General features: G+C 63.7%; 11 protein-coding genes. 2 read left to right on the top strand and 9 right to left on the bottom strand.

The window, feature by feature from the left end:
- Positions 1-69 precede the first annotated feature (69 nt).
- The 7 genes from cmoB to SB765_RS08955 form a co-directional block, all read right to left on the bottom strand.
- On the bottom strand, positions 70-1026 hold the full coding sequence (gene cmoB / locus SB765_RS08985) for a tRNA 5-methoxyuridine(34)/uridine 5-oxyacetic acid(34) synthase CmoB (protein WP_410931217.1): 957 nt from the start codon (positions 1024-1026) through the stop codon (positions 70-72).
- On the bottom strand, positions 1023-1766 hold the full coding sequence (cmoA, locus tag SB765_RS08980; protein WP_016498182.1) for a carboxy-S-adenosyl-L-methionine synthase CmoA: 744 nt from the start codon (positions 1764-1766) through the stop codon (positions 1023-1025). The genes cmoB and cmoA overlap by 4 nt, the downstream gene beginning before the upstream one ends.
- Before the next feature lie 89 nt (positions 1767-1855).
- On the bottom strand, positions 1856-2248 hold the full coding sequence (locus tag SB765_RS08975; protein ID WP_016498183.1) for a protease inhibitor I42 family protein: 393 nt from the start codon (positions 2246-2248) through the stop codon (positions 1856-1858).
- Positions 2249-2357: 109 nt separating this feature from the next.
- Complete coding sequence (gene lon, locus SB765_RS08970) at positions 2358-4775, bottom strand: endopeptidase La (protein ID WP_341796639.1); 2418 nt, start codon at positions 4773-4775, stop codon at positions 2358-2360.
- A gap of 240 nt (positions 4776-5015) precedes the next feature.
- On the bottom strand, positions 5016-7427 hold the full coding sequence (locus tag SB765_RS08965) for a glucose/quinate/shikimate family membrane-bound PQQ-dependent dehydrogenase (protein WP_341796638.1): 2412 nt from the start codon (positions 7425-7427) through the stop codon (positions 5016-5018).
- A gap of 30 nt (positions 7428-7457) precedes the next feature.
- The gene (locus SB765_RS08960) at positions 7458-8792 is read right to left on the bottom strand and encodes a carbohydrate porin (protein WP_410931216.1); all 1335 of its coding nucleotides are present in this window, start codon (positions 8790-8792) and stop codon (positions 7458-7460) included.
- Positions 8793-9009: 217 nt separating this feature from the next.
- Complete coding sequence (locus SB765_RS08955) at positions 9010-11058, bottom strand: TonB-dependent receptor (protein WP_410931215.1); 2049 nt, start codon at positions 11056-11058, stop codon at positions 9010-9012.
- 164 nt (positions 11059-11222) lie between these two features.
- On the opposite strand from SB765_RS08955, the gene SB765_RS08950 reads away from it, so the two are divergent.
- Entirely contained in the window at positions 11223-11444 is a 222-nt protein-coding gene (locus tag SB765_RS08950) for a VF530 family DNA-binding protein (RefSeq protein ID WP_016498188.1), read from the top strand.
- A 1-nt stretch (position 11445) separates the two neighbouring features.
- A complete protein-coding gene (locus SB765_RS08945) occupies positions 11446-12081 on the top strand; it encodes a Pr6Pr family membrane protein (protein WP_410931214.1) in 636 nt (211 codons plus the stop codon).
- A 119-nt stretch (positions 12082-12200) separates the two neighbouring features.
- Here SB765_RS08945 and SB765_RS08940 read toward each other — a convergent pair whose 3' ends face one another.
- Both SB765_RS08940 and SB765_RS08935 read right to left on the bottom strand, forming a co-directional pair.
- A complete protein-coding gene (locus tag SB765_RS08940; RefSeq protein ID WP_341796635.1) occupies positions 12201-12962 on the bottom strand; it encodes a siderophore-interacting protein in 762 nt (253 codons plus the stop codon).
- On the bottom strand, positions 12955-13500 hold the full coding sequence (locus tag SB765_RS08935; RefSeq protein ID WP_410931213.1) for a PadR family transcriptional regulator: 546 nt from the start codon (positions 13498-13500) through the stop codon (positions 12955-12957). The genes SB765_RS08940 and SB765_RS08935 overlap by 8 nt, the downstream gene beginning before the upstream one ends.
- Positions 13501-13521 lie beyond the last annotated feature (21 nt).

Raw genomic sequence — 13521 nt, 5'->3', positions numbered from 1 at the left:
TAACAAACACCTGCGCCGCGACAGCTCCTCGGCGCAGGTGTATTCAGGCGCCCAACCGGGCGCCTTCTTTTATTTGCGCGCCAGCAGGGTGGCGCGGCGTGGGGCAGGCAGGCCTTCGATGGTCTTGCTGTGGTCGTTCGGGTCGAGGAAGTCGCCCAGCGACTGGTAGCGCATCCACTCGGTGCTGCGCTGCTCCTCGACGCTGGTCACGCTCACATCGACGCAACGCACATCGCTGAAGCCGGCACGGCGCAACCAGCGCGCCAGGGCGGGTACCGACGGCAGGTACCAGACGTTGCGCATCTGCGCGTAGCGGTCCTCAGGGACTAGCACCTGGTTTTCATCGCCCTCGATCACCAGGGTTTCCAGAACCAGCTCGCCCCCTTTGACCAGGCAGTCCTTGAGCGCCAGCAGGTGCTCGATGGGGGAGCGGCGGTGATAGAACACGCCCATGGAAAACACGGTGTCGAAGCCTTCCAGATTGGCAGGCAGTTCTTCCAGGGCGAAGGGCAGGTGCCAGGCCGGCAGCTCCGGCAGGTACTGCTGTACGGCCTGGAACTGGCAGAAGAACAACCAGTTGGGGTCGACTCCGATCACCATCTCGGCGCCGGCACCGAGCATGCGCCACTGGTAGTAGCCGTTGCCACAGCCGACGTCGAGCACGCGTTTGCCCTTCAGGTCCAGGTGCGGGCCTACCCGCGACCATTTCCAGTCCGAATGCCATTCGGTGTCTACGTGCACGCCAAACAGATCGAACGGCCCTTTTCGCCACGGCGACAGGCCCATCAGTGCCTGACGCATCTGCGCGCGGGTAGCGTCGTCGCAGTCGCAGTCCAGGCGCAGCCCGTTGACCAGGTCGATTTCACTGGGTTTCAGGGCAGGCAGGGCGTCGAGCGCACCGCGCCAGCGGTCGAGGTCGCCGTGGCCTTTCTCCAGCTTGGCTTCCAGTTGCGCTTGCAGGCCTTGTGACCAGGAAGCCAGGGGCGTGCCCGTCAGGCGGCGGACGAGGGGGGACAGATCGATCATGGCAGGGCTATCAACGAGGCGAAGTTAAGGCATTGGAACCAGGGCACCACTTTGGAGAAGCCGGCGGCGCGCAGGCGTTCTTGATGGGCTTCGAGCGTGTCGGGGCGCATCACGTTTTCGATGGCGCTGCGCTTCTGGGCGATTTCCAGTTCGCTGTAGCCATTGGCCCGCTTGAAATCCAGGTGCAGTTCATTGAGCAGGTCCTGCGCTTGCTCATCGGCGAAGCGAAGTTTCTCCGAAAGGATCAGCGCACCACCCGGTAGCAGTGCCTGGCGGATGCGCCCGAGCAGTTCCAGGCGCTGGTCGGGGGCGATGAACTGCAGGGTGAAGTTCATCGCCACTACCGAGGCGGGCTCGAAGGGCAGGGCGAGGATATCGGCTTCCAGCACATCCACCGGCAGCAACTCCTGGAACATCGAGTCCTGGGCGGTGAGGTACTGGCGGCAGCGCTCGACCATGGCCGCAGAATTGTCCACCGCGATCACCCGGCAGCCGTCGCTGCGCACGTGGCGGCGCAACGACTGCGTGACTGCACCCAGCGAGGCGCCCAGGTCGTACAGCGCGGTGTGCGGCTGGGCGAAGCGGGCGGCCAGCACGCCGAGGTTTTCGACGATGGTTGGGTAACCGGGCACCGAGCGCTTGATCATGTCCGGGAACACGCGCACCACGTCTTCGTTGAAAACGAAGTCGGGCACCTGCTCCAAAGGTTGGGAGAAAAGGCGGTCGGGTTGTTTGCTCACGGCGAATCCAGGCGGCTGGTGATAGGCAGGGGGCGCATTCTAGCCAAACCGCAGCCTGGATGCATGGTCGGCTGACCAGCGCTGTGCGTTCAATTGACCCGGATGGCGCAATCGAAGGTCTGCACCGGGCGTACTTCCGGAGCCCAGGGTTGCTGGTAGACCAGTACCAGCTGGCCGTCGCCGGTAGCTCGGGCCTGGAAGCGCCAGGTCGAAATACCCGAGCTGCCGACGATACCGGCGTCTTCCGGCGCGCTGTAAACCTCGGGGCCAAGGCTTTGCAGCACGTTGGGTGCCGGGTTCTGTACCAGCCAGCGGTAGCCGGTGGTTGGGTTGCTGGGCAGGGTGAGGGTCAGCATCTGACCGACCTGCAGGCGCTTTGGGCATTCACTTTCGGCGTCCAGTTCTACGGGCTGCGTGGGGTGTTGCGTGCAGGCAGAAAGCAGGGCGAAGCTCAGGGGAACGAGCAGACGAGGGGCGGTCATGTTGGCTCCGGGGGGCTGACGATGACCTGAGGATAACCGATGATCGACGAGTTTTGTGTTGCCAGTGCCGGCCACTTCGAAGCCAAAGCCGCGAAGTGGCCGGTGCAGGTTAGAACAGGACTTTGGCCACGTCGGCAAAGCGCTTGGCAAAATGCACTGTCAGGCCTTCGCGCAGGTAGTCCGGCAGTTCTTCAAAGTCGCCACGGTTAGGCTCCGGCAGGATCAGTTCGAAGATCTTCTGCCGGCGCGCCGCAATCACCTTCTCGCGCACCCCGCCAATCGGCAGCACCTGGCCGGTGAGCGTCAGCTCGCCCGTCATGGCCACGCCCTTCTTCGGTGCCTGGTCGCGGGCGAGCGACAACAGGGCACTTGCCATGGTGACCCCGGCACTCGGGCCGTCCTTGGGCGTGGCGCCTTCAGGAACGTGCAAGTGGATGAACGCTTCGTTGAAGAAGCCAGGGTCACCGCCAAACTGCTTGAGGTTGGAGCTGACGTAGCTGTAGGCAATTTCGGCCGACTCTTTCATCACGTCACCCAGTTTGCCGGTCAGTTTGAAGCCGCGGTTAAGGGTGTGGATGCGGGTTGCCTCGATCGGCAACGTGGCGCCGCCCATGCTGGTCCAGGCCAGGCCGGTGATCACGCCTTTGCCCGCCAGTACCTGCTCACTGCGGAACACCGGCATGCCGAGTGCGGCTTCCAGGTCCTTGGTGCCGATCTTCAGCTTGGCTTCGGGGGTTTCCAGCAGCTTGACCACGGCCTTGCGCACCAGCTTGCCCAGTTGCTTCTCCAACTGGCGCACGCCCGCCTCGCGGGCATAGCCTTCGATCACCAGGCGCAGGGCGCTGTCGCTGATGCTCAGGCTGGTCTTTGAAACACCCGCTTTTTCCAGTTGTTTTGGCCACAGGTGGCGCTTGGCAATGGCCAGTTTTTCCTCGGTGATGTAGCCGGACAGGCGGATCACTTCCATGCGGTCGAGCAACGGCCCGGGGATCGAGTCGAGGGTGTTGGCGGTGCACACGAACAGCACTTTGGACAGGTCCAGGCGCAAGTCGAGGTAGTGGTCGAGGAAGTCGACGTTCTGCTCCGGGTCGAGGGTTTCCAGCAAGGCGGAAGCCGGGTCGCCCTGGTAGCTCTGGCCCATCTTGTCGATCTCGTCGAGCATGATCACCGGGTTCATCACTTCGACGTCTTTCAGGGCCTGTACCAGCTTGCCAGGCTGGGCGCCGATGTAGGTGCGGCGGTGGCCCTTGATTTCGGCTTCGTCACGCATGCCGCCAACGCTGAAGCGATAGAACGGCCGGCCAAGCGACTCGGCGATGGACTTGCCGATGCTGGTCTTGCCCACCCCAGGCGGGCCCACCAGCAGCACGATCGAGCCACTGATTTCGCCTTTCCAGGCGCCCACGGCGAGGAATTCGATAATGCGTTCCTTGATGTCGTCGAGGCCGGCATGATGCTGGTCGAGCACTTTGCGCGCATGCTTGAGGTCGAGCTTGTCCTTGCCGTACACGCCCCACGGCAGGGCGGTGGCCCATTCGAGGTAGTTGCGGGTGACGGCGTACTCGGGCGAACCGGTTTCGAGAATGGCCAGTTTGCCCATCTCTTCATCCAGGCGCTTGCGTGCCTGGGGCGGCAGGGTCTTGCCTTCCAGGCGCTGTTCGAACTGTTCAAGGTCGGCGCTGCGGTCGTCTTTGGTCAGGCCCAGCTCCTGCTGGATGACCTTGAGTTGCTCTTTGAGGAAGAACTCGCGCTGGTGTTCGCCGATCTGCCGGTTCACCTCGGCCGAGATCTCGTTCTGCAGGCGCGCGACTTCCACCTCTTTACGCAGCATCGGCAGGACCTTTTCCATGCGCTTGAGCATGGGCACGCAGTCGAGTACTTCCTGCAACTGGTTGCCAGTGGCCGAAGTCAGCGCGGCAGCGAAGTCGGTGAGCGGTGAGGGGTCGTTGGGGCTGAAGCGGTTGAGGTAGTTCTTCAGCTCTTCGCTGTACAGCGGGTTGAGCGGCAGCAGTTCCTTGATCGCGTTGATCAGGGCCATGCCGTAGGCCTTGACCTCGTCAGTCGGCTCGGCGGGCTGGCGCGGGTATTCAACTTCGACCAGGTAGGGTGGGCGGTGGTGCTTGAGCCAGTTGCGGATGCGTACCCGGGTCAGGCCCTGGGCGACGAACTGCAGTTTGCCGTTTTCGCGGCTGGCATGGTGCACCTTGACCAGCGTGCCGTACTGCGGCAGGGCCGAGGTGTCGAAATGGCGGTGGTCCTCCGCCGGGGTGTCCATGAAGAACAGCGCCAGGCAGTGGTCCGGAGACTTGGCGACCAGGTCGAGGGTTTCGGCCCAAGGTTCTTCATTGACGATGACAGGCAGTACCTGGGCCGGGAAGAACGGTCGGTTGTGGATCGGGATCACGTAGACCTTGTCCGGCAGGTTCTGGCCGGGCAGGGCGAGGGCATGGCCGGGTTCGGCCGGAGTGGTGTGCTCGACTTCGCTGTCTTCGTCGGGGTGTTCCGGGAAATCCTGCTGGTTGCTCATGGGGCACCTGCGTGAATGGCTATGGTGCTTAGATGGGGCGCAGGGGAATGGGTTTCAATGGTAGATGTAGGCAGCAGCCCAGGGGTTTCATCTTTGCTTGCCTGCCCCGGCCTCATCGCCGGCAAGCCAGCTCCCACAGGTAACCCACTATTTTCAAGGGCTGTGGAATATCTGTGGGAGCTGCCTTGCCGGCGATGGGAATGAGCCCCGCAAGCAGGGCTCGATACTTAAGTCAGTAACTTACTCAGCCAATTTGTAAGCGATGATGTAATCGCCCATTTTGGTGCCCAGCGAGCCATGGCCGCCAGCAGTCACCAGCACATACTGCTTGCCATCCTTGCCGGTGTAGGTCATCGGCGTGGCCTGACCACCCGCTGGCAGGCGAGCACTCCACAATTCCTTGCCGTTGTTCACGTCATAAGCACGCAGGTACTGGTCGAGGGTGCCGCTGAGGAAGCCGACGCCGCCTGCGGTAACGATCGAACCGCCCATGCTCGGCACGCCAACCGGCAGGCCGATCGGTACCGGGGTGCTGTCGCGGGTGGTGCCGTTCTTGTGCTTCCACACCACCTTGTTGGTGAACAGGTCGATGGCGGCGACATAGCCCCAGGCCGGGGCCTGGCACGGTACGCCCAGCGGCGACATGAACGGGTGCATGGTCACCGCGTAGGGCGCGCCAGTATTGGGCTGCACGCCGCTGGTCTCGCTTTCGCGCTTGCTGCCTTCGGCGACCTGCTCGCGCGGCACCATCTTCGACACGAAGGCCATGTAGTTGGGCGAGGTGAACAGCAGTTGGCGCACCGGGTCGACCGACACGCTGCCCCAGTTGAAGACCCCCACGTTACCCGGATAGATCAGCGAGCCCTGCTCGGATGGCGGGGTGTACTGGCCTTCGTAGCGGAGTTCGCGGAACTGGATGCGGCACAGCATCTGGTCGAACGGCGTGGCGCCCCACATGGCCTGTTCGGTCAGCTCAGGGCCGAGCAGATTGAGGTCGGAGCGCGCCTGGGTCGGCGAGGTGTGGTCGCCCTTCACTGCGCCTTGCGGGGTGGGGATTTCGCGGATCGGCACGATCGGCGTACCGTCGCGGCGGTCGAGTACGTACAGGCTACCTTGCTTGGTCGGCACGATGATCGCAGGTTTCACGCCATCGTCAGTCTTCAGGTGGACCAGGGTCGGCTGGCTGCCGACGTCCATGTCCCACAGGTCGTGGTGGGTGAACTGGTAGTTCCAGCGGGCCTTGCCGGTGGCCAGGTCCAGGGCGACCACGCCGGCGCTGTACTTCTCGGCGCCCGGGGTACGGTCGGCGCCCCACTGGTCCGGGGTCTGGTTGCCCAGCGGCAGGTAGATCATGCCCAGGTCTTCGTCGACGCTGGCAATCGACCACATGTTGGCCGAGTTGCGGCTGTACATCTTGCCTGGGGCCAACGGCTTGGTGTCTTCCGGGTTGTTGCTGTCCCAGTTCCACACCAGGTGGCCGTCGTGCACATCGTAGGCGCGGATCACGCCCGACGGCTCGTTGGTCGACTCGTTGTCGGTGACATGGCCACCGATGATCACCAGGTCACGGGTGACAGCGGCAGGCGAGGTGGAGTAGTAGCCGCCGGCGGTGAATGGGCCGATGCCGGTGGTGAGGTCGATTACGCCCTGGTTGGCGAAACCTTCGCACACCTTGCCGTTGTCGGCGTTGATGGCAATCAGGCGGGCATCTGCGGTAGGCAGATACAGGCGGCGCGGGCAGGCCTGTGCCACGGCTTGGCCTGCGTCGGTAATTTTCGGCGCCGGGCTGCCGTCGCGGCTGACATAGCGGTTTTCGTCATAGTACGAAACGCCACGGCAAGTCATGTGGGCAAAGCCTTTGAAGGTGCCGGTCGGGCTCTTGACTTGCGGGTCGTAGCGCCAGATTTCCGCGCCGGTGTCCGGGTCCAGGGCCAGCAGGCGGCTGTGTGCGGTACAGGCGTAGAGCATGCCGTTGACCTTCAGCGGGGTGTTCTGGTTGGTCAGCTCCACCGGGTCGTTTTCGGTCGGCAGGTCACCGGTTTGAATGCGCCAGGCTTCTTCCAGGCGGTAGGCATTCTGCGGGGTGATCTGGCGCAGCGGCGAATAGCGGTCGCCATGCTCGGTGCGGCCGTAGGCCTGCCACTCGCCGTCAGGCATGGCCGGGGCGGCGCTGGCCATTTCGCTGCTTTCGCGGCCCAGTTCGCCGAACACTTCGCCGGGGTGGGTGAACTGGCTGCCCAGGGCACATGCGCCCGAAGCAACCACGGCAACGCCCAGCAGTGCAGTGTTGGCCTTGCTGGCCGGGCCGGTCAACGGGCGACGTGCCCATGGCAGCAACAGCACCACGCCGATGGCAAACCAGATGGCCAGGCGTGGCACCAGTTGCCACCAGTCCAGGCCCACTTCAAGCAGGGCCCACACGGTGCTGCCCAGCAGCACCAGGCCGTACAGGCCCAAGGCAATGCGGCGCTGGGCCAGCAGCAGGATGCCCGAAAGCGCAAAGCCGATACCGGCGATCAGGTAGTACAGCGATCCGCCCAGCTGGCTCAGCTTGATACCGCCGGCCAGCAGGGCCAGGCCCATCAGCAACAGCAGCGCGCCGATCAGGCGAGGTAGCCAGCGGCTTCCTTGGTTGGCACCTTCAGTGCTCATCGTAGGTTCTCCGTCAGGTCAAAAAGGGGGTTAGAAACTGCTCTGGATCTTCAGGCCGCCGACCAGGGCGCCATCCACCTGCGACACCCCGCCCGGGTGGCGGATGTACTGCAGGTTGGGGCGCACCGTGAGCCAGTCGGCCAAATGGATGCCGTAGTACAGCTCGGCGCTGTACTCGGTGTCCTGCACGGGCAGGAAACCGGGGTTGTCGTAGTCGTAGAGGCCGGCGGCCTGGTTGGCCAGGCGGGCGTTTTTGCGGTAGGCAGGGTTGACGTGCACGCGGGCGAGGGCGAAACCGATGTCGTCCTTGGCCCGGGCGTCGAAAGGCCCTTTGTATACCAGTCCTGCCTGCACATAGTTGTCGATGGCATTGGTCTTCTTGTCATGCACCGTGGCGTTGGCGAACAGGCTCAGGCCACGCGACTGGTCGGAGGCCAGCGAAGTTACCTGCTGCTGGGCGCCGAGCCACATGCCGTGCTTGCTCGAACTGCTGCGGTAGGCGGCGCCGCTGACGGCGGCCGGCTGGCCGTTGCTGTCCTTGAGAACATCCTGTGCCTTGGCATTACTGTAGTAGTAGCCGGCGCGATATTCCCCTTTCAGGCCTTGGATGCTTGGTGTCCATACCAGTTCGATCGGCATTACCGCGCCCTGGGTGCCGCTGCCGCTGAGCTTGAAGCCGTTGCCGGATTCCAGGTTGGAGGGGTTCTGCTCGAACACGCCGACCTGGGTGTAAAGCTCGTCGCTGAGGTTGTAGCGCACGCGCAGGGCCCACTGGCTGACCGGCCAGTTGTACCAGATGCCACCCACCCAGTTGCCCACCTGCGAGCCGCAGAAGGCCAGGTTCTGGAAGTCGCAAGGGAAGCTGTTGAAGTCCTCGCCTTCGCCGAAGCGGCCGAATTTCACGTCCAGCGCGCCATCGAAGTACTTCTGCTTGATCCACATCTGCGTCAGCCGCCAGGTTTCGCCCCGGCCCCAGACTTCCTGGGCCGAGGTGAAACCGCCAACGCGGGGATCGTTGATGCGGTCGTTGCTGATGTTGTCGCCGTGGCGCTCGGTGATGGTCAGCTGGAATTCGGCGTCTTGCCAGCCAAGGATCCTGTTCAGGTCCAGGTGGCTGCCAAAGGTGAACTGGTCGCTGTAGCGCGCGGTACGGTCGTGGTCGTAGCCACCGTGCAGGTTGCTGCCCATCTCCCCGGTGTAGCCGAGGGTGAAGTCGTAGCCTTTTTCCAGCAATTCGCTGCGGGTGCCGCCCCAGTCGCCGAGCATCCATGGGGAGTCGCTGGCAAACATTTCGCTGGCGGCGGCGGGTGTCGCCAAAGCGCTGAGGGCAAGGCCGATGTAACAGGTTTTGGGCAGTTGGAGCATGAGATAGCGCTATCTTTTGATTATTGAAAAAACGGCAAGCGCATCGAAGGGCGTGCCCTTCAATGGATATGGCGACAAGATGGTTTCAGTGAAGCGATTCAGCTTCAGGCGGGGAGGATATAGCGGAAGTTGTAAGAAAAAAAGACAAATTGTCGCAGGGGATTGTTGTTCAGCGGGTAACAATGGTCTGAAGGGGGCGCAAAGCGCCCCCGCGATTTCAGAAGGTGGTACGCAACCCCACTTCCACACTGCGCCCCGGTGCCGGTGCGATATCGCGCAATATCGAGCTGGCATAACGCACGGTCTGGTCGGTCAGGTTTTCGCCGCGTACAAACGCCAACCACTGGCTCTGGCCAACTTCGAAGCGGTAGCCAACGCTTGCACCCAGTGTGGTGTAGCCATCGGTGCTGGTTTCGTTGGCCGGTTTGCGGTGCTGCGACGCGGCATGCTGCACATCGACCCGCGCCTGCCAGCGGTCCAGTTCCCACACCAGGCCGCTGTTCAGGCGCAGCGGGGCGATGCGTGGCAAAGGTTCGCCACTGTCGAGGTTCTTGGCCCGGGTGTAGTCACCGGACAACTCCAGCGCGAAGCTGCCGTAGCGGTTCTCGACCAGCTGCCAGCGGTCCTGCGCCTCGATGCCGTAGAAGCGCGCCCGCACGCCCTGGTACTGGTATTCCGGAAAGCCCTCGTGGTCATGATCGTGGTCGTGGTCATCCTCGCCATGGTCGTGGTCATGTCCGCCCTCGCGCAGGTTGCCGGTGCCGATCAGCCCGATGTAGTTGCGGAAGTGGCTGTAGAACACCCCGACACTGCCTTTGTGGGTGCCATTGTCGAAGCGCAGCGCCAGGTCGGCGGAAATGGCCTTTTCCTTGTTCAGGCTGGCGTCACCCACTTCAAAGGCGCCGGTGGCCACATGCGCACCATTGGCGTACAGCTCGTAGAAAGTCGGGGCGCGCTCGGTGTAGCCAAGGTTGGCGGCCAGCGACCAGATCGGGTCGAGCTGGTACACCGCACCGGTGGACAGGCTGAAGGCGTTGAAGCTGCTGGCGCTGTCGGCATCGACGAAGTTTTCGTTGCCTTTGGCGTCCGGGTCTACCCGGGTGTGCTCCATGCGTGCCCCCAGGCTCAGGTTCAGCCGCTCTGTGGCCTGCCATTGCTCCAGCATGAACAGCGCCAGGCTGTCGGTGTTGGTGTGTGGGACAAAGGCTTCCTCGCCGAGGGCAGAGAATTCGTTGCGGCTGACCTGGGCACCGATCACCCCCTCCACCGGCCCGAGCGGTTGATGGCGGGCTTCGATACGTGCTTCGTAGCCCTTGTTCTTGAAGGTGGTGTGCACCTCGCCTTCTTCGATCTCGCTGTGTTCGTAATCTGTATAGCCAGCATCGACCTTGACGGAGCTGAACGGGCCGTCCAGGTCGCGCAGCTCGGAGGCGAAGGCGTAGTGGTCCTGTTTCATGTCCAGGCGCACACCGGACTCTGCCACCGAGCCGTAATTGCTGTCGTAGCCGCTGTACGACAGGCCGGCGTAACCATGATCCCAGTGATAGGCACCACCGACTGCACCGCCGTCCTGGCGGCCGTCGCTGTTTTCCAGGCGGTGTTTGCTGCCGGGCTCATCGGCGTCACGCACCTTGGAACTGCGGGCGTAGCCGGGGATGCGCAGGTCGTTGAACTGACGGCTGTTGGCATCCAGGTGCAGGGCGAAGGCACCGTTACCTGCCTCCAGCTTGCCGGCGCTGCTGCGCGTGGTGTCGGCGCCACCGTAGCGCAACTCACCGGCACCGTGGATGCCTTCGATCGGTGCATCCGGGATGCGGTTGTCGAAGGTGTTGACCACGCCACCGATGGCGTTGCCGCCGTAGAGCAGGGCGGCCGGGCCACGGACGATCTCGACGCGGTCGACAGTGACCGGGTCCAGCGGCACGGCGTGGTCATAGGACAGCGACGAGGCATCCAGCGCGCCGACGCCATTGCGCAGGATGCGAATGCGGTCGCCGTCCAGGCCGCGGATTACCGGGCGGCTGGCGCCCGGGCCGAACCAGGTCGAGGCGACACCGGGCTGCTTGTTGAGGGTTTCACCGAGGCTACCGTGCTGTTGCTGCAGCAGGTTGTCGCCTTCGAGCACGGTGCTGGGGGCGGCCAACTGGCGGTTGCCCAATGGGTTGGCGGTGATGACCTGGGGTTCGAGTTCCACGGCCTGGCTGGGCGACGCAGCCAGCCAGAGCGCGACGGCAAGGGGAGAGAGGCGAAGCGGTGAGTACAGCATGGGGATGGGGCGTTCCTTGGCAGATGCTTTTATAGTGTTACAACATAACATAACTATTTCAGCACAGAGGTTTTGCCCCTGGCCAGCATTTTTTCTGTGGGCTTGACGCATCCCACCCGCCACTACACTCGTGTAAGGTGCGCATCTTTCCTACGGAGCACAGCATGAGCACGGCCCAACACAACGCGCTGCACGGCAAGACCCTTGAACAGATCCTCACCGAGCTGGTGGCGCACTACCAATGGCAGGGCCTGGCCGAGCGCATTGATGTGCGTTGCTTCAAGAGCAACCCCAGCATCAAGTCGAGCCTGGCCTTTTTGCGCAAGACGCCGTGGGCGCGAGAAAAGGTCGAGCAGTTGTACGTGAAGCTGCAGCGCAAGGCCTGATATGCCGCGCCGCCCCTGGCTGACCGGCATGGCCGTGCTGGGCTGGTTCGGCCTGACCGTGCAGGTATACCTGGTGCTGCTGGCGCGCTGGCAGGAACAGGCCAGCCTGATTGGCGGCCTGATCAATGTGTTCGGCTATTTCACCGTGCTGACCAACACCTTGGTGGCGACGGTGCTCAGTTATGCAGCGTTCGGTTGTGAAGGCCGCGCCAGGCGCTTCTTCCTGTCGCCGTCGGTGAGTGCTGCAGTGGCAGCCAGCATCGTGCTGGTGGCGCTGGCCTACAGCGTGTTGCTGCGCCACTTGTGGCACCCGCAAGGCTGGCAGTGGCTGGCGGACGAGTTGCTGCACGATGTGATGCCGCTGCTGTATGCCTTGTACTGGTGGTGCGAGGTGCCCAAGGGCAGCCTGCGGCTATGGCACCTGGCAGTGTGGGCGATGTACCCGGCGGTGTACTTCGCCTATGCGCTGTGGCGGGGAAGCGAGATTGGCGTATACGCCTACCCGTTCATCGATGTGGCGAGCCTGGGATATGGGCAGGTGATGCTCAATGCCCTGGGGGTGCTGGCGGGGTTCTGGGGGATCGGGTTGGTGCTGCTAGGGCTGGATCGGTGGCGCGGGGTGCGGAAATTTGCATAGCCTGTGCTGGCCTCTTCGCGGGTAAACCCGCTCCCACAGGTACTTCACAAACCTTTAGGGCAGTGGAGTACCTGTGGGAGCGGGCTTGCCGGCGATGGGGCCGGTGTAGGCAACCAAGATCACTCGTCGTCCGCAGCTCCGTCGGCACGCCAGTAGGCCGCAGCCTTCAGCGCATCCTCAGGCACCCCTTTTTCCAGCAATAGCGCCTTGGCCTGGCGGGTCAGGGCTTTTTCCAGCGCCACCCAGCCATACAACCGGCCTTGCGGCAAGGTCAGGTTCTTCACCAAGGCCAGCAAATCTTCCTGCCGGCGGCGCACCCAGATAACTTCGACTTGCGCCTTGCTTGGCAGCGGCTGGCGCTCCTGCTCGTCTTCGATCTGGATCACCGCCAGCACTTGGCGGCCAGCCGGCAGTTCGTCCAACCGGCGGCCAATTGCCGGAATGGCGGTTTCGTCACCGATCAGCAGGTAGCTGTCGAAAATATCCGGCACCACCATCGATGCCCGTGGCCCGGCGATGTCCAGGGTTTGCCCCGGGGTGGCCTGGGCGGCCCAGGTGGAGGCTGGGCCGTCACCGTGCAGCACGAAGTCGATGTCCAGTTCATTGGCCACCAGGTCGATGCGCCGTGGCGTGTACTCGCGCATGGTGGGCCGTGCGCCACCGTCCCGGCCCATATTACGGGCCTCGATGGCCTGTTGTTGCTCCGGCGTTTCGGCGAACAGCAGCTTGATATGGTCGTCACTGCCGACGCTGCTGAAACCTTGCAGTTCGGCACCGCCGAGGGTGATGCGGCGCATGCGTGGGGTCAGCTCGGTGACGCGCATTACCTGCAGACGGCGTTGGCGGATCTCGTGGTTGACGCGGTGGATGGTGTCACTCATGGGAAGTCTCCCCGACAGGTTCGGCCGGCCCGGAGGCGATGGCCTTGGCGGTATGGTTGAGCAAGTCGCGGACCCGTTGGATTTCTTCCGGTGTCCAGCGGCCGCTGTGCATGTGCAGTGCGTGGCGCAGGTTGCCGACCGCTTCATGGATTTCTGGCGGGCGGTCGTGGCCGCGCAGGGCGCGTTTGCTGACTTCGATGCGCATGCGCACGCCGTCCAGCGCGACAGCTTGCTCGGCCAGGGCGCTGCGCCCGGCGTCGGTGATGGCATAGAGGCGTTTGCTGCCCTGCACCTGGCCGCTGATCAGCTCGGCCTCTTCAAGAAAATTCAGCGTGGGGTAGATCACCCCTGGGCTAGGGCTGTAGCTGCCGTCGAACAGGTTTTCGATCTGGCGGATCAGGTCGTAACCGTGGCCGGGCTGCTCGGCGAGCAGGTCCAGCATCAGCAGCTTGAGGTCACCGGGGGCGAAGACGCGTGGGCCGCGCTCGCCGCGGGCGGGGCGCCGCTCGAAGGGGTCATGGGGGGTGTGTTCACGCATGGGGGCAGGGCTCCGTCGTTT

The organism is Pseudomonas sp. SIMBA_067 (assembly GCF_046534675.1).
Taxonomy (GTDB): Bacteria; Pseudomonadota; Gammaproteobacteria; order Pseudomonadales; family Pseudomonadaceae; genus Aquipseudomonas; species Aquipseudomonas putida.
Note: the sequence above shows the minus strand (reverse complement) of the source record. Positions and strands in the feature narration are given on the sequence as shown.

Bases quoted from the DNA above. Each gene is read 5' to 3' on its own strand.
- SB765_RS08975 (WP_016498183.1), bottom strand. From the start codon at position 2,248: ATGACCGCCCCTCGTCTGCTCGTTCCCCTGAGCTTCGCCCTGCTTTCT.
- SB765_RS08950 (WP_016498188.1), top strand. From the start codon at position 11,223: ATGAGCACGGCCCAACACAACGCGCTGCACGGCAAGACCCTTGAACAG.
- SB765_RS08960 (WP_410931216.1), bottom strand. From the start codon at position 8,792: ATGCTCCAACTGCCCAAAACCTGTTACATCGGCCTTGCCCTCAGCGCT.
- SB765_RS08965 (WP_341796638.1), bottom strand. From the start codon at position 7,427: ATGAGCACTGAAGGTGCCAACCAAGGAAGCCGCTGGCTACCTCGCCTG.
- lon (WP_341796639.1), bottom strand. From the start codon at position 4,775: ATGAGCAACCAGCAGGATTTCCCGGAACACCCCGACGAAGACAGCGAA.
- SB765_RS08945 (WP_410931214.1), top strand. From the start codon at position 11,446: ATGCCGCGCCGCCCCTGGCTGACCGGCATGGCCGTGCTGGGCTGGTTC.
- cmoB (WP_410931217.1), bottom strand. From the start codon at position 1,026: ATGATCGATCTGTCCCCCCTCGTCCGCCGCCTGACGGGCACGCCCCTG.
- SB765_RS08935 (WP_410931213.1), bottom strand. From the start codon at position 13,500: ATGCGTGAACACACCCCCCATGACCCCTTCGAGCGGCGCCCCGCCCGC.
- SB765_RS08940 (WP_341796635.1), bottom strand. From the start codon at position 12,962: ATGAGTGACACCATCCACCGCGTCAACCACGAGATCCGCCAACGCCGT.
- SB765_RS08955 (WP_410931215.1), bottom strand. From the start codon at position 11,058: ATGCTGTACTCACCGCTTCGCCTCTCTCCCCTTGCCGTCGCGCTCTGG.